We start from the raw sequence: 26752 nt of genomic DNA, 5'->3' as shown, positions 1-26752 counted from the left end.
GCGTCGATCAGGATGGGCGGGCAGGGTCGTCCCGCGAGCCGGTGTCTTCCGGCCGGAGCACGCCGGGACCCAGCACCCGGGCGGCCTCCAGGGCCGCCATCACTTCGGGCAGCCGGGATGCCAGGTCGTGTCCGAGCAGTTCCTGAGCCCGCTTGACCCGGTAGGTGACGGTGTTGCGCGCCACGTGCAACTGCGTCGCGGCCGCCATCAGACTGCGCTCGTTGCGCAGGTACAGGCGCAGCGTCCGGCGCAGTTGCTCGGCATGGGGGTTGTCCACCGCCAGCGCCCCGAGTTCGTCGCCCACGAAGCGGCGCAGGGCGGGCAGGTCGCCGGAGAGCAGGGCAGGCAGCGCGATGTCCGGGTAGTCGACGGCCGGGCCCGTACCGCGAGGGTCGAGCCGTACGGTGCGGGCGGCGTGCTGGGCGTCCGCGTGGGACTGCCGGAACCCTCCGGCCCCTTGGCGGACCGACCCGAACGCGAAACGGAAGCCTTCGGGGTACGGGTATGTCCCGGGCACCGCCGCGGGGAACGGTTCATGCAGGTCCCCCCACGCCCAGAGCGTGGTCCGGCCGGTGGGGAGGACGAGGGCCGAGGAGCAGCCGCGCAGGTGCAGTAGTTCGGCCGCCGTTCGCTGCAGATCGCCTGTGGTGTCGGCGGCCGGGCTGTCGGACCACGCGACGACGGCCAGATGGCGGCCCTCCAGCCGGTAGGCGAGGAGCTCGCGCGCTGTCTCCTCCCGGACCGGTTGCCCGGCGAGGATCGCCCGGACGGCTTCCTCACGCGCCACGGCCCCGCTGGCGAGCCACCGGTCGTGCTCGGCCAGGTACTCGGCGGTCATCCGGGAGGAGAACTCGTCCATGAATCCGAAGAGCAGGTCGGAGATGCGGCGGAACTGCTCCGCGCGTTCGGACGGCGCGGTCCGTTCCTGGCACGCCGCCATCAGGGCCTGCGTCAGCGCGGCATGAGCGACGCGGATGCCGCGCAGGACCTTGTCCAGGCCCAGGCGTCGGCGGGCGAACTCGCGGTCCCCCAGCAGGGATTCCTCGGGGACCGCGAGGCCGGCCGCCGGGTCGGCCAGCAGCAGCAGTGCGCGCAGCGTCGCTGCTTCGGTGCCCATCCGGAGGGTTTCGAAGGGTGCCGGTCCGCCGCCCAGTTCGGGAACCTCGCGGGTGATCACACGGGCGAGTTCAGCGCCGACGGTGACGGCCCAGGCCACGGGACGGGAGCCGAGGCGGTCGGTCGCCTCGGCGATGGTGCGAGCCGAGCTGGCGGGCCCCTGCGGCGCGTGAGCACGGTCGGGGGCGAGCCGGCGGATCCAGCCGGAGGGGGCGGGATCGTGGTGAACCGTCATGACGCCGTCCTTGCCGTCGTGAGAGCAGCGTGCGCTGCGTTGCCGCGCGGGGTGCCTCCGGACCACAGCCCTACGGCTGCCGTCGGAAGCCGTGCCCTGTCCTCGGAACCCACCTCGCTTCGGGGCGCGCCAATGCACCTGGGCCGAGGGGACTCGGGCGGTACCACCGGGACTACGTACGGCCTGGTCCGGTACGGCTACGCGACCGCGTCGGGCTCTTCCTCGATCACGGTGCGCAGGGCCTCGGAGGTGCGGTCGATGTGCCGGGCGAGGAGTTCGACCGCCGCGTCGGCGTCCTTGGCCAGCACGGCATCGACGAGCGCCTGGTGTTCGCCTGCGACGTCGCGTTCGGTGTCGTGGCCGACGGGCCACGACCAGCGCCGGTAGAGCGTGGCCGCGTCCCGCAGGCTGAGGGCGGCGGCCAGCAGCCGGGCGTTGCCACACCCTTCCAGCAGGGTCTGGTGGAAGCGCTCGTGCACGGGGAACCAGTCGCTGTTCAGGGTTCCGTCGTCCCGTACCCCGGCGGTGCCGGCCAGGTGGTGGTGGGCCGCGACGACGGACGACTCCCACTTGATGCCACCGCGCTCCATCGACCGGCGCAGGACCAGGGTCTCGATCTCGACCCTGGCCTCCGTCAGTTCGTTCAGATCCGCCAGTGACACCGTGACCACGCTGAAGCCCTGCTGCGGTGCGGCGTGGACGAGCCCCTGCTCGGACAGGCGGGTGAGAGCTTCTCGCACGACCGACTGACTGACCGAGAAGCGCTGGGACAGCTCCACCAGGCGCAGCCGCTGCCCCGGCTCGAACACCCCTTGGAAGATGTCCTCGCGGATCTGCGCGTAGACGACGCCGCCCCTTGTTGCCTTTTCACCAGCCATGACCACACACCGTAGCAGATGAACGACACTCCTTGGAATTATCGTTAATTCACCCCCGCCGGCTCATCGCGCCTGCCGGCACGTAGAGCCTTCCGGGGACCGCTGGCCGGGGCAACGTAGACACAGTGTTTCCTTTTCAAGGGCAGAGATGCAGATGACAGGGCAGGATCACCGTCCACGAAGAGATACAGAATGTTTCCTTTCACTCGTTGACGTGCTGCATAGGTCTCCGTAGGTTGTGCTCATCGAGGGCGTCCCCATCCCGCGCCCGAACCGTCAGGCGTTCGGAGCCCGCACACCATGACCAAGAGTCCCCGCGCCGAGCTGGTGCACCGGAAGGTGCTCGACGCCGCAGCGACCCTGCTGGCCGAGCTCGGTTATCTGGAACTGACGATGGACAAGGTCGCGGTTCTGGCGGGTGTGACCCGCAAGACCGTCTACCACCGGTGGCCCCACAAGGCGGCACTGGTGGGTGAGTTGCTGATCTCGCAGGCACGGGTCGAAGCCGTGCCTGATCACGGCGACACCCGCCTTGAGCTGCGGTCCCTGCTCGACATGGTGCTGAGGGACGTCCGCGGTGAAGGGGGTGCGATCCTCCCCGCGCTCTGGGCGAACATGGGTGACCCCTCGGTCATGGAGCGCTTTCGGCACGAGGTGCTGCTGCCGCGCCGGCAGAACGCCCGAGCCGTGATCCAGCGCGGAATCGCACGCGGCGACATCCCGGCCGACGTGGATGCGGACCTTCTGATCGACACCTGGTCGGGCGTCGCCATGTTCCGTACCGAAGTCCGTTCCGACGCCTTCCTGCCTGAGCAGGTCGACGAACTCGTCGACCTGGTGATGACGGGCCGAGTGCCCAGGATCCGTCCCCGCACCGCACGCTGACGGACCACCCACCGCCGTGCCGACGGCACCCCCTTGCCCGTACGCCTGCCCCGGAGGTATCCCCAGCCATGCCCGGATCCGCATCGAGTCGACTTGTCGACCCCGTACGCACGCTGCTCGTTTCCATGGTGCTGGTGGAGGTCACCAGCGGTTTCACTCAGCAGTACCTCTCGCCGCTGCTTCCGGGGATCGGTGTGCGCAGCGGCATCACCTCCGCCCAGATCAGCTGGATCTACGTCGTCCAGACGGTCAGCATGGCCGTTCTCACCCCGGTGCTCTCCCGCCTCGGTGACAGCCACGGCTACCGGCGCATCCTGCGGCTGTCCGTCGGCATGGTCACCGTCGGCTCACTGCTGATGGCCCTGTGGCCCACCCTGCCGTTGCTCCTCCTCGGCGCCGTCCTGCAGGGCGGCGTGGTCGGCTTCATGCCGCTCATGATCGGAATCCTGCGTAACCGGGCCGGTGACGAGGCTTCGCGCCGTGGCATCGGCATCCTCGTCGGCGCGCTGCTCCTGGCGACCGGGTTCGGCGGGATCGTGGCCGGTGTCTTCGGTGCGAGTGATGCCAGGCACGGCCTGTGGGTGGGCGTCGCCGCCGGTGTCCTCGGCCTCGTCGCCTGCGTGGTGATGCCGGATGCCGACACCCGGCCCTCCGCCGAGCGCTTCAGCATGACGGCCTTCGGCCTGCTCACCGTCGGCCTGGCCGGAGTCGTCCTCGCTCTCTCCCAGGGCTCCGCCTGGGGTTGGACCTCGGCCGCCACCCTGCTCAGCGGTGCCGTCGGGCTGGCCGCCCTCGCCTTGTGGCCGTATGCCGAGCTCCGCACGGACCGTCCGATGGTGGACGTCCGGGTCTTCCGCAACCGGCGGATCGCGGTGCTCAGCGTGGTGACCTTCTTCCTCGCCTTCTCCACACTCGGCTCGATCGTCGTCAACGCGACCTTCCTCGCAGCGGATCCGGCTTCCGGCGGGTACGGGTTCGGGCTCGATTCCGACGCCATCGGCTGGGCTCTGCTGGCCTTCATCGCGGCGGGGATCGCCGCGTCGTCCCTGACGCCCTTCGCGCTGCGCCGCATCGGGGACCGCGCCACGCTTCTCGCCGGTGGTGTCGCCACCGCCATCGGCTTCGCCGGGCTGGCGCTCGCCCACGACGACCTCACCGTGTTCCTGATCCTGACCGCCTTCAACGGCATCGGCCTGGGCGTCTTCGAATCGGCGACCCGGGCCCTGTCCGTCGAGGCGGTTCCGCAGGAGGACACCGCGATCGCCGCCGGTATCAACGAACTCGTACTGTCCCTGGGCGCGGCCGTCGGTGCCGCCGCGCTCAGTGCCGCCCTGGCAGCTCACTCCGACGTCACCGGTCACGTGGCGACAGGCGGCTACACCACCGGCTGGTGGATGTGCTGTGCGGGCGGCGTACTCGCCGGAATCTCCGCCCTGCTCCTGCGGAGGCAGTCCCTCCTCCCGGGCACCGAGGTGCCCGCCCCCGTACCCCAGCCGACCTCCTCGTACTGACCTCCACCCAAGGAGCCCCCGTGAGCACCCCCGCTCAGCAGGACACCGCCCGGCACCACACGGCTCAGCACCGCACAGCCCTGCGCGCCACCGTTCGCGACCGGGCGCACGCCTGGCGTGAGCGCCTGGTGGAGCTCAGCCACCGCTTGCACGCCGACCCCGAAACGGCCTTCGAGGAGCACCGGTCGGCCGAAGCAGTGGCCGCTCTCGCCGAGTCCGCCGGATTCTCCGTCGAGCGCCGAGCGGGCTCCCTGCCCACCGCCTTCACCGCGACACTGGGCACCGGCGAGCTGGTCATCGCGCTCTGCGCCGAGTACGACGCGCTCCCGGGACTCGGCCACGCCTGCGGCCACAACGTCAACGGCACGGCCGCCCTCGGCGCGGCGATCGCACTCGGCGCCGTCGCCGATGAGCTCGGCATCACGGTGAAGCTGATCGGCACTCCCGCGGAGGAGGACGCCGGGGGCAAGGTGCTCCTCATCGAGGCCGGAGTCTTCGACGACGTGGCTGCCGCGATGATGGTGCACGCAGCCCCCTCCGACAGCGTCGGCGGATCCTCCCTCGCCATCAGCGGCTGGGACGTCGTCTACACCGGCCGGGCAGCACACGCCGCCGCCGCGCCCTGGGAAGGCGTCAACGCCCTCGACGCACTCACCGTGGCGCAGACGGCCATTGGTCTGCTCCGCCAGCAACTCCCCGGCAGCACCGTGGTGAGCGGCATCATCACCGACGGCGGTTCGGCGGCCAACGTCATTCCCGACCGGGCTGCCGCCCACTTCGAGATGCGTGCCCCCACCCTGGAACGGCTTCGGGCGGTCCAGGCCCGGGTCCGCGCCTGCTTCGAGGCGGGCGCCCTCGCCACCGGCGCGTCCGTGACCATCGAACCCCGGGGCAACGAGTTCGCGGACCTGCGCCAGGACCCGGCGATGAGCGAGATCTACGCGAGTGCGGTCACCGCCCTCGGCCGCACCCTCGACGAGGAGCCCGGCCTCGGCGGCTCCACGGACATGGGCAACGTCTCTCACGTCGTCCCGGCCATCCATCCGATGATCGGCTACGACACGGGCGGCGCGCATCAGCACACCGTCGAGTTCGCGGCGGCCGGCACCACCCCGGCCGCCGACCTGGCGATCCTCGACGGCGCCGTCGCCATGGCCTGGACCGCGGTCGAGCTCGCCACCGACCCGCAGCAGCGCCGGCGCCTGCTGGCCAGGAGCCGCCCGGCGGCCACCTGACGGGGACCGACCGGACGCGGACCGGACGCAGCCCGCATCGATACACCCGGTGCGCGAACTCGCGGGGCGAAAGTACCCGTGACGCCGTTTCTCGACCGACTCACCCGGCCCGACGCCGGAACGGTGGGCCCCCGGTGGCGAGGGGCGCCCACCGCCCGGACCCACCGCCCGGACCAACCGTCGGGATCCGGGTCAGCCCGAGACGCTCGCCCGTCCGTTCTCGATGTGCCCCATCAGCCGGCGCCGGAAGGTGTCGTCCCCCTCGACAGTGACCTCCAGGTCGTACCAGCCGTGTGCGTCGGCCGCCGAATGCACAACGGTGCGGCTGCGCCCCGGCTTGACCTTCACGGTCCTTGTCCAGTCACGCAGGTCCGCCTCCTCGACGTATCCGCGCGGCCGCACGTTGAACGTGAGCGTCGTCCGCCCCGTGTTGCGCAGCGCGATATGCAGATCGAGCTCACGGGCGTCGACCCGCGACGCAACCCCGGCCGGGGCACCGTCCTTCGTGAACCCGGCGAACTCGCGGCGGAACCCGTTCGGTCCCGTCACCGTGAACCGGTACGACGCACCCGTGACGGGCACCGTCAGCCGCGTCGTGCCCTTCACGTCCCGGTGCTGCGGCACCGGGAACTCACCCGCGTACGGATACAGCGCGAAGTGCGCCGACGAACGCCCGGTGTTGCTGAGGGTCACCCGCACCGCGCCATCCACCACCTCCGCCTGCGCGTCCGGCTGGTACGGCAGCGCACGCGCCGGCCGTACACCCGGCTCCTGCACGGGCATGTGCTGCACGAGCGGCGGCCTGGGCGACCAGCGGCCGCTGAACGGCGGAATGGCCCCCGGCTGCTGCACCTCGGGCCGGCGACGCCCTCGCGAGAAGTCGAAAGCGGAGGTCAGATCGCCGGTGACGGTCCGCCGCCAGCCGCCGATGTTCGGTTCCCGCACTCCGGTCCAGCGCTCCAGGAAGCGGATCACGGAGGTGTGGTCGAAGACCTCGGAGCAGACGTAGCCACCGACGGTCCATGGCGACACGACGAGCATGGGCACTCGCATGCCGAGACCGGTGGGCTTGCCCTCCCACTGCTCCTCGGTCACCTCGGGCGAGGCGACCGGCGGCGGCACGTGGTCGAAGAAGCCGTCGTTCTCGTCGTAGTTGATGATGACGGCGGTGTGCCGCCACACGTCGGGGTGCTTGCCCAGCGCGTCCAGGACCTTGTAGACGATCGTCGCGCTGTGGATCGGCGAGGAGACGCTCGGGTGCTCCGAGTCCATGGCGGAGGGCACCAGATAGGAGACCTCCGGAAGCGTGCCCGCCGCCACGTCCTTGGCGAACTCGTCGGCCAGCGTTCCCGTCTCCACCCGGCGCAACGCCCGCTCGAAGAGGGAGCGTTCGGCCTTGTCCAGGGTGGCGACGCCCTCCTCCAACAGGTCGAACAGCCGATCCCGCCCGGCCGCGTCCGCGTCCCGCACGGCGGCGTAGAACGACTCCATGTACGTGTGCCCGCCGGTCCTCGCCAGCGCCTTGCGGGCGATCGCCTTGAAGGTGGCGAAGAACTCGATCTGGTTGTCGGTGAAGTTCTCCCACTCCGTGTACGTACGCCAGCTGCGCCCGGCCTTCTCCAGCCGCTCCGCATAGGTGCCCCAGTCGTATCCGGGATGCGTGCCCTCGTCGTACGCGTCGTTGCCGACGGCCCGCTTGCCGTTCGGCTCGTTGCCCGTCTTCCCGCTCCACAGGTGGTTGCGGTTGGGACTGGTCGAGGAGTGGATGGAGGAGTGGTAGGCGTCGCACACCGTGAAGGTGTCGGCCAGCTCGTAGTGCAGCGGGATGTCACGGCGGTCGTAGTACGCCATGGTGGCGGCCGTCTTCGCGGACACCCAGCCGTTCATCCACCCGCCGGCCCACGCCTTGCCGCCGCCGCTCCAGGAGTGGTCGAGCGCGCCGATGTACTGGAGGTCCTTCTTCTGCGTCTCGGCGGCACCACGCACCGGGAACGGCAGAACGGAGGTGCCCAGCGGTACGGGCTGCTCGAAGACCGGCTTGCCCGAGGGCAGCTCGACGGCATTGCGGTCACCGAAGCCGCGTACGCCCCTGAGCGTCCCGAAGTAGTGGTCGAAGGAACGGTTCTCCTGCATCAGGATCACCACGTGCTTGATCTCTCCGAGCCCGTCGCGGCCTCCGGACCCCGCCGAATGCGCCGGCTGCGCGGCTATCGCGGCCTGCAGCGAAGGCGGCAGCAGCGACCCCACCGCCGCAGCGCCGAGCGCACCACCGCCGACCGCGAAGAGCCGTCGCCGTGACATGTTTGTGGTCAAGTTGAACCTCCCGAGTTCCGTCGTACAGCCGGGAAACTAATCACGCCGGGTAGCGCGGGGAAGGATTTCGTACTGCATCGCGGTGAACCTCCAACAGGTCGCACAGGAAAGTCCAACACCGCACCTCGAACCCCGAACCGGCTCACCTCCGCTCGGCGCGACGAGGCGGCACGCGAGCTTCCGGCTTGCGCCGTGCGTCGTTATCGCCGGGGGCCGTCGCTGGTCTCGTTGCTGCGAGGTGCGGGTGAAAAGAGCCGCTGGATTCCCGTGGTGTTCAGGATGCGTTCCAGGAACGGGGGCGGATGGTCCAGGTACAGCCGCACACTTCGCTCGGCGGCTTTGCGGTGGATCATCAGCAGGGCCGAGATGCCCATGGAGTCGCAGAACCGGAGTGCTGCGCAGTCGAGGCGCAGTTCCTCGATGCCGGGGTGGGCGTTGAGGCATCGGTCGGCCTGCTGGGTGAGTTCGTCGCTGGTGTCGTAGTCGAGGTCGCCGGTGAGATGAAGATGCGTTGTGCCCGGGCCGGCTTCAACGGTGATGGTGAAGGGGGTATGGGGCGGGGGGATCATGCGGGGACTCCGGGGTGTGTGCCGGCTGCCAGGGGTGCGTCGTCCAGGGCGAAGCGCGCCCGGTTGAGCAGCCGGGTGGATCGGGGAAAGTCGTTGAGCCGGCCCGCCAGGATGTCCAGGGCAGGGTGCAGGGAGTCCGCTGGCACGTGGCGGGCGGTGAGGATGCCGGCGGTCCAGATGATGAAGTCGGTGAACAGGTCGTCGTCATCGGTGTAGAGAGCCACCCCGAGGAATTCGACGATGTGCGCGATGTCTTCGGCGGTGCGCTCGCGCTGCTGAGTGCTGTAGGCGGCCATCGCCGGGAAGCGGTCTTCCAGCTGTGCGAGCACTTCCTTGACGAGCTGCGGCTGGGAGCGGGCGACCAGTGTGTACTCCTGGTCGGCGAGGTGGGGCAGATCGTCGATCTGCTGCCGCCCCGCGGCGGGACTGTGCCGGGGAAGGCCGTCCGCGAGCAGCTGGGCGGCGGTACGGGCGTCGGGCGCCCAGGCATTGGCGCCCAGGAGGCGGGCGTGACGGCCGTCTGTCCCGAAGGCCGCTCCGCCGGCGAGGACGGGCACTCCGATGGCCTGGCAGGCGGTGATCGCGGCGTGGGCGGTGGGCAGCCGGGTGGGGATCGAACTGGACAGGGCAATCGCGTCGGCACCGTTGTTGTGCAGGTGGGCGATGAGGTGGGGAGTGGGGACCTGGGCGCCCAGGAAGTCGACCTGCCAGCCTCGCAGGGTGAGGACTTCCGCCAGAAGGCGGGCGGGCAGGACGTGCCATTCCTGGTCCACGCAGGCGACGGTGATCCGTCCGAGCGTCGGTGGGGTACGGGTGGAGGGATGGTGGGCGAGGGCGGCGATGACGCGTTCGGTGATGGCGCTGGCGGCGTGTTCCTGGGCAACGCTCAGGCGGTTGGCCGCCCATTCGCTCCCGACCTTCGACTGCACCGGCGCGATGAGGTCGAGCAGGATCGTCTCGGCGCCCATGCCGTTCTCCAGGGCGGCGATGAGGATGTCCGCGGCGCGGATTTCGTCGCGGCTGGTGACCGCTGTCCAGAGCCGGCCGCGCACTGCCTGGATGCTTTCGCTGCCGGAGCCGGCGTCGTGGGTTGAACTCATGCCGTGTACCTGCCCCGGGTGTGGCCGTTCACCGCGCTCAGGTGGTTCGTGGGAGGTGCGCTGATCGCGATGACGGCCATGTCGTCGTGGCTGCCGTTGCGGAGCCATTGCGCGGCGAGCATCTGGATGTGCTCGACGACAGCTTCCCCGGGCATGCCGACGCACTCCGCCAGGGCACGCTTCAGGCGTTGCTCGCCGAACAGTTCGTCGCCGAGCGGTCCGCCGCGGGCCTCGGTGAAGCCATCGGTGTAGAGCAGGCATGTCTCGCCCGGCTGCAGTACGGCTTCGACCGAGCTGATGTCGATCGTCGGCAGTGCACCGATCAGGGTGCCCTGTGTGGGGATCTCTTCGACGCTGCCGTCCACTCTGACGACCAGGGGCGGAGGGTGACCGGCGGAGGTGAGACGGAGCCGCACCTGGTGCTCGGCACGCTGCACCGAGGCCATCACGAGCGTCGCGAAGCGGGTGTGGTGGGAGCTCAGGAGAGCGCCGTTGAGCAGGTTCAGCATCCGCCCGTGGTCGTCGGCCATCGGCATCAGGGCTTGCAGGGTGTTGCGGATCTTGCCGGTCAGGACTGCCGCCTCCAGGCCCTTCCCGCAGACATCGCCGAGGACCACCAGTGCGGACTCCGCCGCGGTGCTGCCGGGGTGCACGTCGTAGAAGTCGCCGCCGATACGTTCGCCGGCCTCGGCGGGCCGGTAGCCTCCGGCGATCTCCACCCCGTTGAGCCGCTCCAGCCGGGGAGGCAGCAGATCTCGCATCAGGGTCTGGGTTATGGCGCTCTGCTCGCCGTAGAGACGGGCCGCGGACAGGGCGGCCCCGGATCGTGCGGCGAACAGCCGGGCGAAGATCTCCTCGTTCTCACTGAACTGCGCACGGTCCGAACTGCGCAGCAGGATCAGGGCTCCGGCGGGCACACCATGGCCGGGGAGAGGGGTCACGACGACGGACCCGATGGACCCCCTGAAGTCCTGCGGGACGATCCAGTCGGGCAGGGTCGCAGGGTCGATCCAGCGGGAGGGCACGGGCGGGAATCCCTGCAGTGCCTCGCTGAGACCGGGCAGTTGCGAGGGGGTAGCGCTCACCGCGGCCCGGGTGGCGGCTTGTCCCGCGATGGCGCGGGCGAGGAGCATTCGGCTGCCGGACGGCGGGGTGACGACGACCGCGACATCTGCGAGATGCTGAGCGGCCAGCTCCGCGGTGGCCGCCATGCACTTCTCGGTGTTCAAGGAGGAGAGCAGGACATTGGACGCCTCCGCGAGGAAAGTCGTGCGTTCGCGCTCGGTGACGAGTGCCTCTTCGGCAAGTCGCCGGTCGGTGTCGTCGACCAGCCACCACACCACGTCCCCGCTCTGGCTCCAGGTCGGATGCGCCTCGAAACTCTGCGACGAGATCCGCCCCGATACCGAAGGCAGCCCACCGGCCTTCTGATGCCTCCGGGCGGGCGACCGGCCCTGCACGACCGTTTCCAGGTGGGCCTGTGCCAGCCAGTCGGGGACCGTGTCCCGCATGCTCGCCCCAGGCACCGCACCCTCCAGAAGAAGTGCGGCGGCGGGGTTCGCCTCCAGGACGGTGCCCCTCTCGTCAGCCATGATCATGGGGTAGGGGGCCAGGGCCCATAGGTCGGGCGCGGAACGCTGCTCGGTTCGCGTAACGGAGACTCCCTCGGTAGTAGCCATGAAGAGGCCCGCCCGGGGCGAACCGCACCACCTTCCCGCTGACAGAGAATAGTTAACGTGCGGCAAGCATTGCGTGTGGGCGTCCGCGATAGCAACCCACCCCCGCGCGCCGCTTGCTGCAGACGTGTGCTGAGCGGGCATTTCACGACGAAGGCCGCAAGGTCTTCACGTAAGGACCACATTTCGAGCACCTGGAGCGTCAGCGGCCATGGCTCGCGGAACGGCCGTGCCAGTCCAGGCACATCACCAGGGAGTCGTCCGCCGCCGGGCCGGAACCGCGGTGCCCCAGCAGCTCCTGGAGCATCACTCTGGGCACCTGCGGGGCGGGCAGCAGACGGGTGTTGTTGATCGACGCGGCCAGTGCGCGGAGGCTGTACTTCTCTCCGCCCGGCGACAGGGCGTCGTAGACGCCGTCACTGATGAAGAGCAGCCGGTCTCCGGGCTCGACCCGGAACTGCTGCGGAACGTACGCGGTGTCCTCGAACATGCCCAAGGGCATCTGCGCCTCCAGCTCGATCGGTTCGACCACTCCCCTGCGCACCCGCCACACCCGTGGTGAACCGGCGTCGATGATCTCCACGTCCCCGGTCGGGAGGTGGAAGCGGAACAGCAGAGTCGACAGGTACTGGCTTCCCCTGTGCTGCCCGTACACCGCCTGATCGGCCAGATACGCCTGGTCGCTCAGACTCAGGCCGGCGCGGCGGGCATTGCGCAGCGCGTTGATGGCGAGGTTCGTCAGCAGCGCGGCGTCGATCCCCTCGCCCATGCCGTTGCTGACGGTCACGTACAGGTCATCGGCAGAGGCGGACCAGTCGAAGCTGTCACCGAAGATGGCATAGGCGGGCTCCAACTGGGCACCCAGGCTGTACTCCGGCCGGGCACAGGAACGCCCCGGCAACAACTGCCACTGCATCTCGGCGGCCAGGGTCAGCCGTTCCGCGCGCCGCGCCTGCAGGAAGACGTCGGTGTCGCGTTCGGCGACGACCACCTCGTGCGCCAGAGCGTCGGCGCACTCCTGCAGGTCCTGCAGTACGGCCGCAGACAGCTCGCCGTCCTCGGCCGCCCGCACTGTGACGCTCAGGACGCCCAGGCGGTCACCTCGGACGCTGACCGGCAGGTACACGGTCACCGTGGACGCCTGGTGGTCGTGCACACAGTGAGGTTCCTGGGCGCCGAACGCACGACCCGGAGCGCTGTCGTGCACCGGCACCGGAGGCCGGGTGTGCGGCAGGACCCCGACGGGCTGCAGCCGCGTCATCGCGTAGTCGACCAACAGCAGGTCCACCGACCGGGCACCATGCCGGCGCTCGATCAGGGAACGGACGACGTCAAAAATCTCGTGGGGCGCGGCCTCGCGCAGAGAGCGCTCGACCGCACTGGGTCTGTCCACCGGTACCGGACCTACTTTCTTTCGCATATCTTCATCAAAGCGACTGCCAACATCGACCGGCCGGAACGGGCACCAAGGTCCAAACGGGAGTGTCACATGCGCGAGGCCCTCACCTCCCTCCACCAGCACACTTCCCCTGCCGTGCCCGAAATCGGCCAGGTGCTCGAACTGCTCGAAATCGCCTGGGAGCATCGCCGCGACACGCTCAGCACCGCGCCGCTCTCCCCCGCCCAGACTCGTGTGATGTACATCATCGAGCGGGAGCCCGGCGTCAACCTGAGCACGCTGGGCCGCCGTCTCTCCGCCGCCGCTCCTTCGATCACTCGCCTCTGCGACCGTCTCCAAGCTGCCGGCTTCGTGCGCCGAACCCCGCGCCCCGAGGACCGCCGTGAGATGCAACTGGAACTCACCGACGTCGGCATCGCGCACCTGCACGCCATCAGGAACCGCCGCGAGGAAGTCCTCCACCAGGCCATGAGCCGCATGACTCCCGAGGCCCAGAACGCCCTCGCCACCGGACTCATCGCCCTGTGCGACGCGGTCAGCACATCCGGACAGGACATCGGCCACCGAGCATCGGCCTGAGCCACACGCGCCACCCGTCACCTCAGCCACCAGCGGACGCGCCGCTCCGCAGCCTTGATGAGCCGCGTGTACGCAGGGGGCGGCGCGGTCCGGCCGTCCACCACGGTCTGTCACCGCATCCGGCGAACGACCGGCGTCCGACCGCTGACGGAAACCACGGCCTCAAAGGCGGGAAGGTACAGCAGCTGCGTCTGCAGGACGTGCCGTCCCTGACGGCGGGTCGGCAGGCCCCGTTGTCGGGCATCCTGCGCCGCCGCGGAATCCATCCCCTGCACCATCCCCGACAAGGGCGGCCGCGCACGCAACCGTCAGAAGCTCGGCTCCCGCGACGGCCGGCCAGTGCACTTCGACCCGGCCGACTACCGCGAGCGCCACGCGGCCGAGTGCGGCGACCAACCAGCTCAAGAGGCACCGGGTCGCGGCCACCCGATGACAAGCTCGCGGTCCTCTATGAGGCCACTGTCCCCTTAGGGCGATCAGCGGGTGGCTGTGATCAGCACATGTCCCTAGAGCTCGTGGTCCTGGGCAGGCTCTTCCCAGCAAATGCTACGAAGAGCAAGTTGTCCGACAGAGGAAGCGATCATCGGGCGAACGGTGCGCCAACGCTCTGCGCCACTGCCCCTGCGACTCGCGCAGCACGCTGCAGGGCAGGAAATCTTCGCTACTCTGACGCCTCGCAGTATGACAGTGGGGGATTCAGTGAATGATCAACACGAAGCGGATACAGAGGGGAACGCCACCCAGCCTCGCGTAACTGTGCTCGGGGCTGCCCTTCAAATCACGCTGGCAGTGATCCGGCAGGAATCACCGGTTCTTGGGGCTGCCGGATTGGCAGTGGCCGCTGGAGCCGGCGCCGTCCTGCTGGCCGACGACCCAGGCAAGTCCGAAGCGGATCCCATTCCAGGATGGCTCCTGGTAACCCTTGCAGGAACGGTTACTGTCGTCGTCTTCGCAGCAGTCATTGCGATCATTCTCCGTGAGCGACGCAAGGCCGCTGCGCGACGCGACGAACAGGCGAGGCTTGACAACGCGGCCGACAACCTTCGCGAGCGCATGGAGCTGGCAAGCCTGGTGAACTTCAACCGTGTCCTGCTGGAGAAGTACCACGGGATCGCCACCAGGCAAGCGAACAAATCCTTCGTCAGCAGCCTCATCGCGATGGGCGTCGGGCTGGCTGTCCTTGTCGGCGCCTTCGTGGCATCGATGCAGTACAACGCCCTCGGTGAACGCGTCTTCATCGGTTCGCTCGCCGCACTCTCAACCGTCTTCATCGGCTACCTCAGCAAGACCTTCCTAGCCGTCTACGACAGGTCTCTTCAACAGCTGAACCAGTACTTCAACCAGCCAGTGCTGAACGGGTACTTCCTCACTGCCGAACGTATTGCCGAGCGACTCGACGACCCTCTGAAGCAAGAACTCACCGCCCGGATCGTCGTGGACGTCCTGGAGACGGGCAAGGAGATGCATCAACTCAGCGTTTCGCGGGCCACGGCACCGAAATCGCGCCCCAAGGTCACCCGACAACGCAAGCCACAAGCTGACCAGACAAGCCAGCCGTAGGCGAAATACGGCCCAGCCGGGGCCACTTTCGTACCCCAGGAACGGTCTCGACCACCCCCACGTCTTCCGGATCCGTGCCGGCAGAGGCGAGGCGATGACGGCGACTCACCGGCGGTTACGCATCCGACAGACCCCACCACGCCCGCCGCAGCCACCACGGCCGGAGCCGGCACGCACAGAACCTGAACCGCCCGGCAGGATCCGCGGCTGGTACCGGCGAACCGACCGGGCCGTCACCCTGGAACCCCTCAAGCACAGGGAAGCCGGCGAACTCCGCCAGGTGCCTCTACGGTCATCCGACGGATCTCGACCTTGTGCCACAATTTCAGGAACAGGAAGTACATGGCCAGCGCCTGCGCGCAGGCCGGCGGGGTGCCGCTCGGCGAGCCCCGCAGCACCGGCACCTTTCCGGAAGCGAGGTCGCGGCCGCAGCCGCGACCTCGTCGTTTTGCCGAATCGCTGATATCCGCTTCGGTCACGCCGGCGTGCTCCCTCGGTGTCCACGGCTCCGCCCGGAGGCTGTTGCGGACCTACGGTCCGATCCGATCGGAGTGTCGACAGTCCATCAGGCGCGATGCTCGCTTCCTTAGCGGGCGCCGGTGCTTGCGCCGGCGCCGGAGTCCCTCCCGTCGACGATCACATTGCCCGCGCCCTCGGGCGTCACGGTGTGTTCGGACTCTCCGTTGAGCAGCCGGCCCTGCACCGTGCGCCCGCCGGTGGTGTGGAGCTTGAACTGCACGTCCCACTCGCTGGGCCAGGCGTTGTAGAGGATCGCGTCGTCGCCGGCGCCCGGGTGCAACAGCATGGCCTGGAGGGCCGTCTTGGCGATGGCGTGGGCTTCCTGGCCGGGTTCGCCGTCGGACGATCCGGGGCCGAATCCGGAGTAGCGCCAGGTCCCGGTACGGAACGCGCCGACGGTCTGGAACTTCGCCTCCGCCGTCAGCCCGAGATACGCGGCGTGGATGGCGTCGTGCCGCCAGTCCTGGGTGCCGTTGGCGGGGTACTTCCCGCGCCGCCCCTGGTAGGAGGCGACGGCCAGGTCGAGGTGGGGCAGGCCGGCGCCGAACAGCCGCATGGGGAAGACCGGGTAGAGGTTCTGGTTGTTCGTGTCGGTGCCGAGGAACACGTCGTGGGCGGTCTTGAGCCGGTCCCCCGGCCCCCACGCGGTGTCGTTGTCCTGGGCGTTCGCGCCCACCGCCAGGTCGGGGAGGCGGCCCTCCACCTCGGCCCAGTAGGACCGGTCGGCGGACGTGGTGAGCGAGGCCGGCAAGGTCTGCAGCTCGCCGAGAATCCGGTGCAGACCCGCGGTGTCGGCGGCGGGGTTGTGCAGGTTCCGGTCGCCCTCACCCGAGTACATCGGGTACATCTCGATCTTGCCGTCCTTGTGGTGCCAGTGGGTGTCGTAGAACTTCACGACCTCCCGGGCGATGGGCAGCAGCTTGTCGCGGGCGAATGCCGTGTCGCGGGTGTGCGAGAAGTAGTCGAGCATCATCGTGACGATTTCGACGTTGCCCGCGTAGAGCCAGCGTGTCCAGCTGCCGGAGAACCAGCTGTCGGCATGGCCGGTGCGGTTCCAGCCGTACTCGCCCCCGACGGCCTGGCCCCACAGGCCCATCACCTCGGGCCACATCGCCCCCTGTGTGGCGGGCAGCTCGACGGTGGAGGGTTCCGCGACGGTGGGTCGACCCCAGAACGCCTGGACCCTGGCCTTGGCCAGCGGCAGCGAGTCGGCGTACTGGTCGAAGTACGGCTGCATCAGGTCGAAGTCACCGGACCCGAGCATGTTCCAGTAGGAGAACCGCTGGTTGAACCCGTGGTAGCTGTTCCACATGCGGAAGTCGGGGTCGTCCGGGCGGCCCGGAGTGAAGAGCGAGCCGTTGAACCGGATCGGCATCGCCGGAGTCCGGCCCGCGACGGCCTGGACGTACCGCGTGTGCAACCAGCCCTTGGTGACCTTGGCGGCGTCCGCGTCGCCGGTGGCGAAGATGTAGGAGCGATTCCAGTACTGGTCCCACCAGGTGCGGTGGTCGGCGCGGAGCTGTTCGACGGGCGTGCGTGCGCTGGCGTCGGCCAGGTCGCCGATCTGCTTCCCCCACGTCTTCCGCCACCCCGTGGACGCGTCGATGCTGGAGTGCAAGGTGATGTCGAGCCTGTGCGACGTGGCATTCGCGGAGAGCAGTCTGGCCGGGGAGACGGCGGCGAAGCCGGAACCGCGGACCTGCCCGCCGAACGTGCGGCCGGTGAGCGGGTCGTCGTGGACGCCCGGGTCGAGCTTCTGGAGGCGCATGATCTTGTCGTACGCCGACGCCCCGTTGTGGTGTGCCCAGGTGACGGTCCCGGGCACGTTCTGGACTCCGTCGGCCCAGATCTTCGGCTGGATGCCCACGTAGCCGTCCTCGGTGTTGACGAGGTCCATGAAGGTGAAGGAGCTGGTCGCCGGGGACGGGTTGTTCTGCGGCCGGAGGTTGGTGAACAACACGTCCACCGTGAACGCGTCCGGTGCGTCGGTCTCGACGTGGATCGTCTGCTCGTTCGCACCGGCCCAGATCCGTGTGGTGATCACCGGTGCGCTGCCCGCCGTGATCACGATCTCGCCCTCGTGGAGCCTGAGCTCCTGGCGGAAGCCGCCGGACTCGAACGGGTTGGGAGAGAAGGTGAGGTCGAGCCGTCCGATCTTGGCCAGCCGGACGTTCTCCTCCCAGGCATCGCCCGCGGTGAGCAGCAGCCGCAGCTGATTGCCCTCGACCCAGACGTTGGCGGCCTGTACTCCGTTCCCGATGGGCATCGAGCCCGTGATGTCGGCGCTCTTCGACGTCCAGATCTCGTTGTGGGCGGGGAGCGACTGACTGACGACGGCGGTGGCGAACGGCGCCTCCGGCGAGGATGCGCCGGTGGCGCCCGCGGCCGGCTGTGCGCCGAGCGCGGAAAGGGCGCCGGCAGGCAGCATCGCGGCAGCCAGTACACCGGCTGTCCGGCCGAGTACCGCTCTTCGCGGGAGGTGCTGAGAGGGGGGTGTGCGCTTCGGGGATTCCATGACGTTCTCCCTTGTTCTCTCGATGGATACGGCCCGGCACAGCCGGTTTCGCCGGTCAGCCCTTGGTCGCGCCACCCGTGAGGCCGCGGACGAAGTGCTTCTGGAACGCGAGGTAGAGCACCAGTACGGGCAGGGTCGCGAGGAGCATGAACGCGAACACGGCGCCGAAGTCCTGCTGGTAGGGGCCGATGGACCGGAAAATGCCGACGGTGACGGTGTTGCCCGCTCCCGGGCCGAGGACGAGCAGCGGGGTGAGGAAGTCGTTCCAGACCCACACGCCGAGGAAGATCAGCACACTGGCCGAGGCGGGCCGCAGGAGCGGGAAGACCACCTGCCAGAAGGTCCGGAACAGGCCTGCCCCGTCGACCGCCGCCGCTTCCTCCAGTTCGCGCGGGATCGAGCGGACGAAGCCCATGAAGACGAGCATCGCGAACGGCAGGTAGTACCCGACGTTGACCAGGACCGCGCCCGGCATCGTGTGCATCAGACCGATCGTGTCGAGGATCCGGGTGATCGGCAGGATGATGACCGCGGGCGGGATCATCAGGCCGGTCAGCATGACGGCGATGACCGCGCGGCTCCACCAGCGGCCCGACCGCACGAGGCGGTACGCGGCCATCGCGGCCAGCACGGTGGTGATGAGGATCGATGACGCGGTGAGGATGACGGAGTTGGCGAGGCCGTACCAGTAGAGACCGTCCGGGCGGTTCAGCACCTGCTGGAGGTTCTCCAGCGTCGGCGGGGCGGGGAGTGCCAGCGGGGACGACACGACGTCGGCGCTGGGCTTGAAGACGTTGACCAGTGCCACGTAGAGCGGCAGGCAGAACACGCCGGCCACGCCGGTGGCGAACAACGGCCGCAGCCAGGGGATTCGGGACTTCACAGGTTCGCCTCTCGTCGTTGCAGGAGCCTCAGCGTGGTGACGCTCGCGATCGCGACGATGACGAGCATGATCCCGGCCATCGCCGACGCGACTCCGGGGCGCTGCTCGGAGAAGGCGGTACGGACGACGTCGAAGGCGACCGTGGCCGTGCCGTCCGTACCGGGTCCGCCGTTGGTGAGCACCGCGATCTGGTCGTAGATCTTGAACGAACTGATCATCAGCATCACGGTGTTGATCGTCAGCGCGGGCGCGAGCATGGGCCAGGTGATCGCGCGGAACTGCTGCCAGGGGCCGGCTCCGTCCAGGCTCGCCGCCTCCTCAAGCTCCACGGGGATTCCCGCGAGCCCCGCGAGGTAGACGACGACGGCGAAGCCGAGCATCTGCCAGACCATGATCCCGGAGACCGAGTACAGCGCGTACGACGGATCCGTGAGCCAGCCCGGCGGGTTGTCGACGCCCATGGAGACGAGGGTGGTATTCAGCAGGCCCTTGTCCGCCAGGAGGGAGCGTCCGATCACCGACACCACCACGGCGGAGAGGATGACCGGCGTGAAGTAGACGCTGCGGAGCAAGCTGTAGAGCCGGCCATGCTTGCGCAGGAGCAGGGCGACCGCGAGGCCGAGCACGTTCGTCAGCAGCACCACGATCACAGTGATGGTGACGGTGTTCCACAGGGAGTGCCGGAAGCCCTCGTCCTGGAGGAGCAGCCGGTAGTTGTCGAGGCCGACGAACGAGGTGTCCGGGCGGGTCGCCCGCTCGTCGGTCATGCCGATGTAGAGGGTCCAGAGAATGGGTGCGAGGACGAACGCGGTGAAGATCGCGACGGACGGCAGGACGAAGGCGGCGAAGCCTCCGGCCGACGGCCACGACCAGGCGGATCGCCTGGTCGTGGCCCCTGGACCGGCCGGGGAGGGCTCGGGTCGTGCGGCCGGTGCGGACACACCGGCGACTGCTGTCGTCCGGGATGGCGAAAGACGTGTCACTTCGAGAGTTCCTTGTACTTCGCGTTCAGCTTCTTGACGAACGAGGGGACGTCCGAGCGGCCGTTGAGCAGATCGGTCAGTGCGGCGTCGACCTCCGTCATGAATCCCGACGGAAGGGCGAGCAGGCCGCCCTCGCTGCCGAAGTCGGCCGTCACCTTCCCGGTGGTCCGGCCCTTCTCGTAGAGAGCGAGGGTCTCGTTGTACAGCGGCGGCAGGTCGGTGGGCGGCTTGTAGCCCTTGAGCGCAACGAACAGACCGTCGTACCGCGCGCCGCCGTCGGCGTTCTGCTTGGAGAACTCGATGGCCCACTTCTTGGCCTTCGCGACGTCTCCGCTCCTGGCACTCACCGACAGTCCGCCACCGGTGTACGTGGGCACGACGAGCGAGCCGTCCTGCGTGGGCATCGCGAAGACGCCGATCTGCTTCTGCTGCTCCTTGTCCGGGGCGGCCGGGAACCACGAGCCCATCGGGTACATGGCGCCCTTGCCGGCGAGGAAGGCGTTCTGCGCTTCCGCGTAGGTGGCGGACAGGTCGTCGACGTTCTGCTTGCCCGCCAGCGCCTTCATCTTGGTCGCCGCGGCGACGAACAGCGGGTCGTTGAAGTCCGTCTTCCCGGCGGCCAGTTTGTCGAGCCACTTCGGGTCCTTGGCGTATACCTCGGTGCCCACCAGCTGGGAGAAGGTCCACCGCGGGCCGAGACCGTCGGGCGCTCCGCCGCCGATGACGAACGGCTTGACCCCCGCCGTCTTCAGCTTTCCGACGGCGGCGAGCAGGTCGTCCCAGGTCGCCGGGGGCTTGGCGATGCCGGCCTTCTTGAAGGCGGCCTTCTGGTAATAGATCTGCCAGGTCTGCGAGTTGGTCGGCAACTGGTAGATGTCGCCGCCGAAGCTGTTCGCGGTCGGGTCGGTCCAGTCAGCCAGCTCGGCGCGGCTGAACTTCGCGAGCTTGCCGGACTCGGCCAGTCCGGCCGGGTCCACCGCCACCATGATGTCGGGCAGTGCGCCGGTGGATTCGAGCTGGCGGGCGTACTCGTTGCGCTGCTCGGAGCTGGGCGCGACGAGCTTCTCGATCTTCACCCCGGGTACCTCGGCGTTGGTCCTGGCGATGATGTCGTCCCAGTACTTGGCGGTGAGGTTGGGGGTCTCGAAGGTGAGCAGACTCAGCTTCACCTCGCCGTCCGCCGTTCCTCCGCTGGTGCTTCCGCCCCCGACGGAGCAGCCCGTCAGTGCGACGAGGCCCAGTGCCGTGGTCATCGCGACCCGGTTAGTCAGCTTGCCCATGGGGCGCTCCTTCAGCCGTCGAACCCCGTGTTGGGCTTCGCTCGAACCTCGCAATAATTAAAGTAAGCTTCTTTGCAATATTGCTGAGGTGGGGTCAATCTAGATAGTGTGCCGATGTGCGTCAAGACACCCGCGGGAAACAATCCGCCCAGACTCCGGCCGGCCGGTCCGGCGATGCCGGCCTGCTGCGCAAGCTCAATCTCGCAGCCGCCATGCGAGCCTTCCTCGACGCCGAATCGCTGACGGTCAGCGGGCTGCGTACGAGCATCGGCGTCTCACGGCCCACCGCCGACGAGGTGCTGTCGACGCTGCTGGACCAGGGATTCATTCGCGAGGCGGCCGAGCAGCCGAACGGTGAGAGGTCCGCGGGGCGGCCCGCCCGGCACTTCGAGGTGGACGCCGAGGCGTTCAACGTCGTCGGGGTCGACATCGGCGCCCACAAGGTGGCGGTGGTCATCTGCGACCTGCGGGGGAACACCGTGTCGGTGCGCCGGCGCAGCGTCGATCCGGACCTCGGACCTGCCGGACGCATCGGCGCGGCGGCGCGCCTGATGGAGACGAGCGTCCGGCAGAGCGGGACGAGTTGGGACCGCGTGCGCTCCGTGGCATGCGGTATCACCGGCACGGTGACCGACGGATCAGGAGTCAGGGACATCCGCAATCTGCCCGCGGGCCGGAACCTCGACGTCTACTCGCTACCCGGTTTCGACAGCATCGATGTGGTCGCGGAGGTCTCCGCGCGCTTCAAGCGCGACGTGCTGATCGCCAACGACATCCACCTAGCGGCCATGGCCGAACAGTGGCAGGGGGCGGCCACCGAGGCACGCGACCTCGTCTACATGCACGCCGGCCGCCGCATCGGGTCGGCGATCGTCATCGACGGGCGCATCCACAGCGGACGCCACGGACTCGGGGCCTCCATCGGCGCCATGAAGATCCTGGGGTGGCCCGAGGCGATGGCCAGCCTCGACCAGCAGAGCCGCCGCCTCGCAGGCTCGACCGCCGACAAGGCCACCGGCGAAGAGGTCCTGGCGCTCTTCAACGCCGCCGCCGCGGGGCACGACACCGCGGTGCGCACCGTCGACCGCGTCGCCGAGGCCCTCGCCCTGGGCGCCTCGGCCCTCGTGCACGCCGTCGACCCCGACCTCGTCGTACTCGGCGGCGGTCTGTCCCGGTCGGGCGACGTGCTCGCCGGCCCGTTCCGGCGCCATTTCGCCGAGACCGCCCTCGACGCGCCGGAGATCCGCCTGTCCCTCCTGGGCGACGAGTCCGTCGCGCTCGGCGCGGCCCGGATGGCCCTCGAAGACCTTGAGGCGCGCATGCTCGCCGTGCCGGCCTGACCCGCGTCCCCTCCCCGCACCGAAGGAGCCACCCCATGATCGAGCCCGGACGCGTCGCCGAGCCCGCACCCACCACCCCCGTCTCCGTGTCCGGTCGCGACGGGGCGGAGACCACCACGATGGTCCTGCTGCCCCGCGCGGACGGCCTGCCCGACATCGGCTGGATGGGCCGGCCCCTGCCTGCGGCGGACATACGTGCCCTGACCGCCCCCGCCTCGATCGAGACCACGTCGTGGAACGCCTGGCTCATCGGCGCGCCGGTCAGCCTCCTCCCGGAGCACGCGCGCGGCTACCTCGGACGGCCCGCGCTGCTCGGGCACCGCATCGGCCCCGAGGGACCCGGCAGCGACTGGTCCACCGCTTTCGGCCCCGGTTCGGTGCGGTGCACCGATGGCTCGCTCACGGTCGAGGCCACCGACCGGGCCGCGGGACTCGCCCTCCGCTTCGAGGCGGAAGCCGTCACCGGAGGAGGGCTCCGGCTCAGGCACCTCCTGACCAACACCGGCAGCGGCCCCTACGTCGTCGACGCCCTCGACGTCGTCCTGCCCCTGCCGACCGGCGCCGGCGAGATCCTCGACTTCACCGGGCGCTGGGCCCGCGAGCGCCAGCCCCAGCGCCGCGCCCTCGCGGACGGGCAGTGGGTGCGGGAGCACCGCCGCGGCATGCGGGCTCTCGACGGCACCGGACTGGTCGTCGTCGGCACGCCCGGCTTCGGTTACGGCCACGGTGAGGTACTCGGCGTCCACCTCGCCTGGAGCGGCAACCACCGGTACGCCGTCGAGCAACTCAGCTCCGGCACCGCGGTCGTCCGGGCCGGCGAACTGCTGCACCCGGGCGAACTGGTCCTCGCGGAGGGCGAGACGTACGAGACGCCCTGGGTGCACGCCAACGCCTCGGCACAGGGGCTCGACGGCCTGGCGGACGCGACCCACCAGTACGTGCGGTCGCTCCCGGCCCACCCGTCCACGCCCGCACCCGTCATGTTCAACCCGTGGGAGGCCGTCTACCTCGACCACGACGTCGACACGCTGACCACACTGGTCGACACCTCGGCCAAGCTGGGCGCCGAGCGCTTCGTCCTCGACGACGGGTGGTTCGCGAACCGCACCTCCCTCGCCCGGGGCCTGGGCGACTGGTTCGCGGACCCGGCGGTGTGGCCGGAGGGGCTGGCTCCGCTCGTGGACCGAGTGCATGACAAGGGGATGGAGTTCGGGCTCTGGTGGGAGCCGGAGGCCGTCAACCCCGACTCGGCGGTCTACCGGGACCACCCCGACTGGATCCTTCGCACCGGTGACCGCTCACCCGTGCTGGAGCGCGAGTGCTACCTGCTCGACCTCTGCCGGGACGAGGTACGGACCCACCTGCTCGACGCCTTCGACCACCTGGCCGCGGCCCACCGGATCGACTTCGTCAAGTGGGACCACAACCGGGACCTGATCGACGGCGGCGACTCGCGCGGCTCGGGCCGGGCGGCATCACGGCGGCAGACCCTCGCCTTCCGAGGCCTCCTCGGCGAGCTGGCCCGTCGCCATCCGGGCATCGCGTGGGAGAGCTGCGCCTCGGGGGGCGGCCGGATCGATCTGGACGTGCTGGAACGCGTGCAGAGCACATGGGTCTCCGATGTCACCGACCCCCTGTCCCGCCAGTCGATCCAGCACTGGACCGCACAGCTCGCCCCACTGGAGTACCTCGGCGCCCACGTCACGGCGCCGGTCTCCCACCAGACCGGCCGCCCCGGCACCCTGGACCTGCGCGCGGGCACGGCCTTCTTCGGTCAGCTCGGCGTCCAGTGGGACCTCACGAAGGTCCCGGCCCGGGAACTGGACCGCCTCGCCCGCTGGATCGAGCTCTACAAGGAGCACCGCGCTCTCCTCCACACGGGCAGGCTGACGCGCGTCGAGTTGCCGGACGGCCTCCTCGCGCAAGGAGTGGTCGCCAGGGACAGGTCGGAGGCGGTCTTCTCCTATGCCCAGCTCGACGAGATCGTGCCCGTGCCTCCACGGCTGCGCATCCCGGGCCTCGACCCCGACCGGACCTACCGCGCCTCGCTCGTCGCACCGGAGGATCCCCAGGTGACCTGGAACGTGCAGGGGATCCACGCCTCCGGCGCGGCTCTGGGCACGCTCGGCCTGCCCGGCCCCGAGCGCGCACCCCAGAGCGCCGCGCTGGTCCACCTGCGCGCGGTGTGACCTCTGGCCGCAGCGGCAGTGCAAGGCCCGACGACGCAACAGGCAGGTTTGATGACTCCTCGACGGGTTCTTACCGCGAGCATCCGGTGGTGACCTCAACTGGCAACTACGACCCCGCCCCGATGGGCGCTACCCCACCCGGCACGACACATTCCCGCACACGTCGAGGCCGAGCAGGGCTACTTCCACGCCCAGTACGTCCAGGGCCGCTGATCCCCCACCGCACGCACGGGCAGGGCCCGCCACGGCGTGGGGGCCCTGCCTCGTATCCTGGCAGCTCAGCGCAGGCCGTCTCATGCCCCACCGCCGCGCCCCGGGCGCAGAGTTGGCGGGCTGGAAGCGCGAGCACAATCGCTCGCATGAAGGGGCCCGGGCTCCGGGCCCACGTCGAGCACGTCTTCGCCCGCGTGAAGACCTGGAAGATCCTCAGCGACTGCCGCCTCAAGGGCGACGGCGTCCGACACGCCGTGCTCGGCATCGCCCGACTGCGCAACCTCGCTCTCACGCCCCCCCGGGAGGGAGTTCAAGCTCCCCCTCGCAGTCCCGGAGGAGAATCAGGCAAGGCAGAACTCATTGCCCTCGATGTCCTGCATCGTGATGCAGGACTCGTTGACGCCATCGGCGCGCTGCGTCAGCACGTGTTTTGCGCCGAGCGCCATCAGCCGTGCGCATTCAGTCTCGAGTGTGGCCAGGCGCTCATCACCCACGAGCCCTGTGCCGACCCGCACATCAAGATGCACCCGGTTCTTGACGACCTTGCCTTCGGGAACCCGCTGGAAAAGCACGCGCGGGCCCACACCTGAGGGATCAGCGCACGCGAAGTAGACCTCGTCCTCAGGCGACAGCGAGTGGTGGTACTCCTCCCACGTGGCAAATCCGTCCGGGACTGTCGGTACGACGTATCCCAGCACCTCGCACCAGAAGGCGGCGAGGCGCGCAGGTTCCGCGCAGTCGAAGGTCACTTGGAGCTGCTTGATCGTTGACATCGGCGCACGATAACAGGGGTCCTGGTCATCTCCCCGGGCGGGTGGATCCACACGTTGCCAGGTGGACGGCCTCTGCCACCCGCTAAGGACGCCCACGGCCTCTCGCCCAAGGGACCCGACCCCTGGCGGGCGATGGTGCGGGGCCGCATCTGATGATGCCCCCTCGTCAGCAGGGGTGATAGACGCACCGTCCTCGATTTGGTGCAACGCGCCAATGCGCGACACTACGTCATTTGGTACGTCGCTCCAACTTGGTATGACGCACCAAATGTGGCAGCATGGAGACATGACAACGCGAGCACGCCGCACCGAGCGGCGTAATCAGGTGCTCTCCAGGGAGCAGATCATCGAGGCCGCGATCGCGCTGCTCGATGCGGGCGGGGAGCGCGCGCTGACCGTCCGGGCTCTCAGCGAGCGGCTGTCCACCGGCTCCGGGGCGATCGCCTATCACGTGGGCAAACGGGACGAGCTGCTGGACGCGGCGATGGAATCGCTCGTCATGGCCGCTCTGACCGCCACGCCCGCCGGGACGGGCACTTCCCCGCAGGAGGAGATTCGCGGTGTGGCGCTGGCTCTGTTCGACGCGATCGCCGCGCACGAGTGGCTCGCCACGCGGCTGACACTGCAGATCGTGCGCAACCCGACGGGCCCGGTCACCGTGGGGATCTTCGAGCGGATCGGCGGTCAGGTGAGCGCGCTCGGCGTGCCAGAGGATCGTTGGTTCGTCGCGGCCTCCACGCTCGTGCACTACATCCTCGGCGCGATCAGCCAGAACGCGCACATCGAGGGCGACACCTCGGAGCTCGACGCCGACGTGGACCGCGCGGACTTCTTCGGCGCGACGTCGTCGGCCTGGCAGGAACTCCCGGCCGCTCACTACCCGTTCCTGAACGCCGTCGCCGGCCAGATACGAGAACACGACGACCGCGAGCAGTTCCTCACCGGTATCGCCGTCGTCCTCGATGGCCTGACCCGGCTGCGCTGACCGGCCGCACGGCGCC

Annotated in this window: 21 protein-coding genes and 1 pseudogene; 9 read left to right on the top strand and 13 right to left on the bottom strand. The window is 69.3% G+C overall.

Going from position 1 to position 26752, the window contains the following annotated elements; translation table 11 throughout:
* Positions 1–7: 7 nt before the first annotated feature.
* Positions 8–1351: a PucR family transcriptional regulator gene (locus OG408_RS36750; RefSeq protein WP_326673815.1), complete on the bottom strand. Its 1344-nt coding sequence runs from the start codon at positions 1349–1351 to the stop codon at positions 8–10.
* A gap of 197 nt (positions 1352–1548) precedes the next feature.
* On the bottom strand, positions 1549–2229 hold the full coding sequence (locus OG408_RS36745; protein ID WP_285566550.1) for a GntR family transcriptional regulator: 681 nt from the start codon (positions 2227–2229) through the stop codon (positions 1549–1551).
* Between the two features lie 300 nt (positions 2230–2529).
* Between OG408_RS36745 and OG408_RS36740 the strand changes: the two genes are divergently transcribed.
* The 3 genes from OG408_RS36740 to OG408_RS36730 all read left to right on the top strand — a co-directional run bounded on the left by OG408_RS36740 (position 2530) and on the right by OG408_RS36730 (position 5860).
* Positions 2530–3114 (top strand): TetR/AcrR family transcriptional regulator, encoded by a 585-nt coding sequence (locus tag OG408_RS36740; RefSeq protein ID WP_285566552.1) that lies wholly within the window; start codon positions 2530–2532, stop codon positions 3112–3114.
* A gap of 68 nt (positions 3115–3182) precedes the next feature.
* Complete coding sequence (locus OG408_RS36735; RefSeq protein WP_326673812.1) at positions 3183–4625, top strand: MFS transporter; 1443 nt, start codon at positions 3183–3185, stop codon at positions 4623–4625.
* Positions 4626–4645: 20 nt separating this feature from the next.
* On the top strand, positions 4646–5860 hold the full coding sequence (locus tag OG408_RS36730) for an amidohydrolase (RefSeq protein ID WP_326673811.1): 1215 nt from the start codon (positions 4646–4648) through the stop codon (positions 5858–5860).
* 192 nt (positions 5861–6052) lie between these two features.
* Here OG408_RS36730 and OG408_RS36725 read toward each other — a convergent pair whose 3' ends face one another.
* The 5 genes from OG408_RS36725 to OG408_RS36705 all read right to left on the bottom strand — a co-directional run bounded on the left by OG408_RS36725 (position 6053) and on the right by OG408_RS36705 (position 12911).
* On the bottom strand, positions 6053–8173 hold the full coding sequence (locus tag OG408_RS36725; protein ID WP_326673810.1) for a phosphocholine-specific phospholipase C: 2121 nt from the start codon (positions 8171–8173) through the stop codon (positions 6053–6055).
* 200 nt (positions 8174–8373) lie between these two features.
* Complete coding sequence (locus tag OG408_RS36720; RefSeq protein WP_285566559.1) at positions 8374–8742, bottom strand: STAS domain-containing protein; 369 nt, start codon at positions 8740–8742, stop codon at positions 8374–8376.
* Positions 8739–9842: a cobalamin B12-binding domain-containing protein gene (locus OG408_RS36715; RefSeq protein ID WP_326673809.1), complete on the bottom strand. Its 1104-nt coding sequence runs from the start codon at positions 9840–9842 to the stop codon at positions 8739–8741. Before OG408_RS36715 ends, OG408_RS36720 begins: the two co-directional genes overlap by 4 nt.
* A complete protein-coding gene (locus OG408_RS36710; RefSeq protein WP_442806098.1) occupies positions 9839–11521 on the bottom strand; it encodes a SpoIIE family protein phosphatase in 1683 nt (560 codons plus the stop codon). The genes OG408_RS36715 and OG408_RS36710 overlap by 4 nt, the downstream gene beginning before the upstream one ends.
* 199 nt (positions 11522–11720) lie before the next feature.
* Positions 11721–12911: a PP2C family protein-serine/threonine phosphatase gene (locus OG408_RS36705; RefSeq protein WP_285566565.1), complete on the bottom strand. Its 1191-nt coding sequence runs from the start codon at positions 12909–12911 to the stop codon at positions 11721–11723.
* Between OG408_RS36705 and OG408_RS36700 the strand changes: the two genes are divergently transcribed.
* Together OG408_RS36700 and OG408_RS36695 are read left to right on the top strand one after the other, a co-directional pair.
* Positions 12819–13496, top strand: coding sequence for a MarR family winged helix-turn-helix transcriptional regulator (locus OG408_RS36700; protein WP_326673807.1), 678 nt, complete (start codon positions 12819–12821; stop codon positions 13494–13496). The two genes, OG408_RS36705 and OG408_RS36700, sit on opposite strands and share 93 nt — an antisense overlap.
* A 699-nt stretch (positions 13497–14195) precedes the next feature.
* Entirely contained in the window at positions 14196–15056 is an 861-nt protein-coding gene (locus tag OG408_RS36695) for a TRADD-N-associated membrane domain-containing protein (protein ID WP_285566568.1), read from the top strand.
* A 248-nt stretch (positions 15057–15304) separates the two neighbouring features.
* Here OG408_RS36695 and OG408_RS36690 read toward each other — a convergent pair whose 3' ends face one another.
* From OG408_RS36690 to OG408_RS36670, 5 genes are all read right to left on the bottom strand, one after another.
* Positions 15305–15535, bottom strand: coding sequence for a hypothetical protein (locus OG408_RS36690; protein WP_285566570.1), 231 nt, complete (start codon positions 15533–15535; stop codon positions 15305–15307).
* 107 nt (positions 15536–15642) lie between these two features.
* On the bottom strand, positions 15643–18090 hold the full coding sequence (locus OG408_RS36685) for a DUF5703 domain-containing protein (RefSeq protein ID WP_326673806.1): 2448 nt from the start codon (positions 18088–18090) through the stop codon (positions 15643–15645).
* A gap of 55 nt (positions 18091–18145) precedes the next feature.
* Positions 18146–18973 carry a carbohydrate ABC transporter permease gene (locus OG408_RS36680; protein WP_285566574.1) on the bottom strand — a complete coding sequence of 276 codons (828 nt, stop codon included), beginning with the start codon at positions 18971–18973 and terminating at the stop codon, positions 18146–18148.
* Positions 18970–19956: a carbohydrate ABC transporter permease gene (locus tag OG408_RS36675; protein WP_326673805.1), complete on the bottom strand. Its 987-nt coding sequence runs from the start codon at positions 19954–19956 to the stop codon at positions 18970–18972. The genes OG408_RS36680 and OG408_RS36675 overlap by 4 nt, the downstream gene beginning before the upstream one ends.
* Complete coding sequence (locus tag OG408_RS36670; RefSeq protein ID WP_285566578.1) at positions 19953–21236, bottom strand: ABC transporter substrate-binding protein; 1284 nt, start codon at positions 21234–21236, stop codon at positions 19953–19955. Before OG408_RS36670 ends, OG408_RS36675 begins: the two co-directional genes overlap by 4 nt.
* Before the next feature lie 116 nt (positions 21237–21352).
* Here OG408_RS36670 and OG408_RS36665 point away from each other — a divergent pair, with 116 nt between their 5' ends.
* From OG408_RS36665 to OG408_RS36655, 3 genes and pseudogenes are all read left to right on the top strand, one after another.
* A complete protein-coding gene (locus OG408_RS36665; RefSeq protein ID WP_326673804.1) occupies positions 21353–22576 on the top strand; it encodes an ROK family transcriptional regulator in 1224 nt (407 codons plus the stop codon).
* Positions 22577–22611: 35 nt separating this feature from the next.
* A complete protein-coding gene (locus tag OG408_RS36660; protein ID WP_326673803.1) occupies positions 22612–24765 on the top strand; it encodes an alpha-galactosidase in 2154 nt (717 codons plus the stop codon).
* A gap of 286 nt (positions 24766–25051) precedes the next feature.
* A pseudogene (locus OG408_RS36655) lies at positions 25052–25268 on the top strand (transposase family protein); the annotation flags it as partial.
* Between the two features lie 51 nt (positions 25269–25319).
* On the opposite strand, the gene OG408_RS36650 reads toward OG408_RS36655, so the two are convergent.
* Positions 25320–25751: a VOC family protein gene (locus OG408_RS36650; RefSeq protein ID WP_285566584.1), complete on the bottom strand. Its 432-nt coding sequence runs from the start codon at positions 25749–25751 to the stop codon at positions 25320–25322.
* Positions 25752–26037: 286 nt separating this feature from the next.
* Here OG408_RS36650 and OG408_RS36645 point away from each other — a divergent pair, with 286 nt between their 5' ends.
* The gene (locus tag OG408_RS36645; RefSeq protein WP_285566586.1) at positions 26038–26736 is read left to right on the top strand and encodes a TetR/AcrR family transcriptional regulator; all 699 of its coding nucleotides are present in this window, start codon (positions 26038–26040) and stop codon (positions 26734–26736) included.
* Positions 26737–26752 lie beyond the last annotated feature (16 nt).

It is taken from the genome of Streptomyces sp. NBC_01257 (genome assembly GCF_035917255.1).
Classification (GTDB): domain Bacteria; phylum Actinomycetota; class Actinomycetes; order Streptomycetales; family Streptomycetaceae; genus Streptomyces.
Note: the sequence above shows the minus strand (reverse complement) of the source record. Positions and strands in the feature narration are given on the sequence as shown.

What these genes read in the sequence shown, in the direction of transcription:
- OG408_RS36670 (WP_285566578.1), bottom strand. Translation starts at nt 21,236, where the DNA reads ATGGGCAAGCTGACTAACCGGGTCGCGATGACCACGGCACTGGGCCTC.
- OG408_RS36735 (WP_326673812.1), top strand. Translation starts at nt 3,183, where the DNA reads ATGCCCGGATCCGCATCGAGTCGACTTGTCGACCCCGTACGCACGCTG.
- OG408_RS36745 (WP_285566550.1), bottom strand. Translation starts at nt 2,229, where the DNA reads ATGGCTGGTGAAAAGGCAACAAGGGGCGGCGTCGTCTACGCGCAGATC.
- OG408_RS36740 (WP_285566552.1), top strand. Translation starts at nt 2,530, where the DNA reads ATGACCAAGAGTCCCCGCGCCGAGCTGGTGCACCGGAAGGTGCTCGAC.
- OG408_RS36650 (WP_285566584.1), bottom strand. Translation starts at nt 25,751, where the DNA reads ATGTCAACGATCAAGCAGCTCCAAGTGACCTTCGACTGCGCGGAACCT.
- OG408_RS36710 (WP_442806098.1), bottom strand. Translation starts at nt 11,521, where the DNA reads ATGGCTACTACCGAGGGAGTCTCCGTTACGCGAACCGAGCAGCGTTCC.
- OG408_RS36645 (WP_285566586.1), top strand. Translation starts at nt 26,038, where the DNA reads ATGACAACGCGAGCACGCCGCACCGAGCGGCGTAATCAGGTGCTCTCC.
- OG408_RS36660 (WP_326673803.1), top strand. Translation starts at nt 22,612, where the DNA reads ATGATCGAGCCCGGACGCGTCGCCGAGCCCGCACCCACCACCCCCGTC.
- OG408_RS36720 (WP_285566559.1), bottom strand. Translation starts at nt 8,742, where the DNA reads ATGATCCCCCCGCCCCATACCCCCTTCACCATCACCGTTGAAGCCGGC.
- OG408_RS36750 (WP_326673815.1), bottom strand. Translation starts at nt 1,351, where the DNA reads ATGACGGTTCACCACGATCCCGCCCCCTCCGGCTGGATCCGCCGGCTC.
- OG408_RS36715 (WP_326673809.1), bottom strand. Translation starts at nt 9,842, where the DNA reads ATGAGTTCAACCCACGACGCCGGCTCCGGCAGCGAAAGCATCCAGGCA.
- OG408_RS36700 (WP_326673807.1), top strand. Translation starts at nt 12,819, where the DNA reads ATGCCGGCGCTCGATCAGGGAACGGACGACGTCAAAAATCTCGTGGGG.
- OG408_RS36685 (WP_326673806.1), bottom strand. Translation starts at nt 18,090, where the DNA reads ATGGAATCCCCGAAGCGCACACCCCCCTCTCAGCACCTCCCGCGAAGA.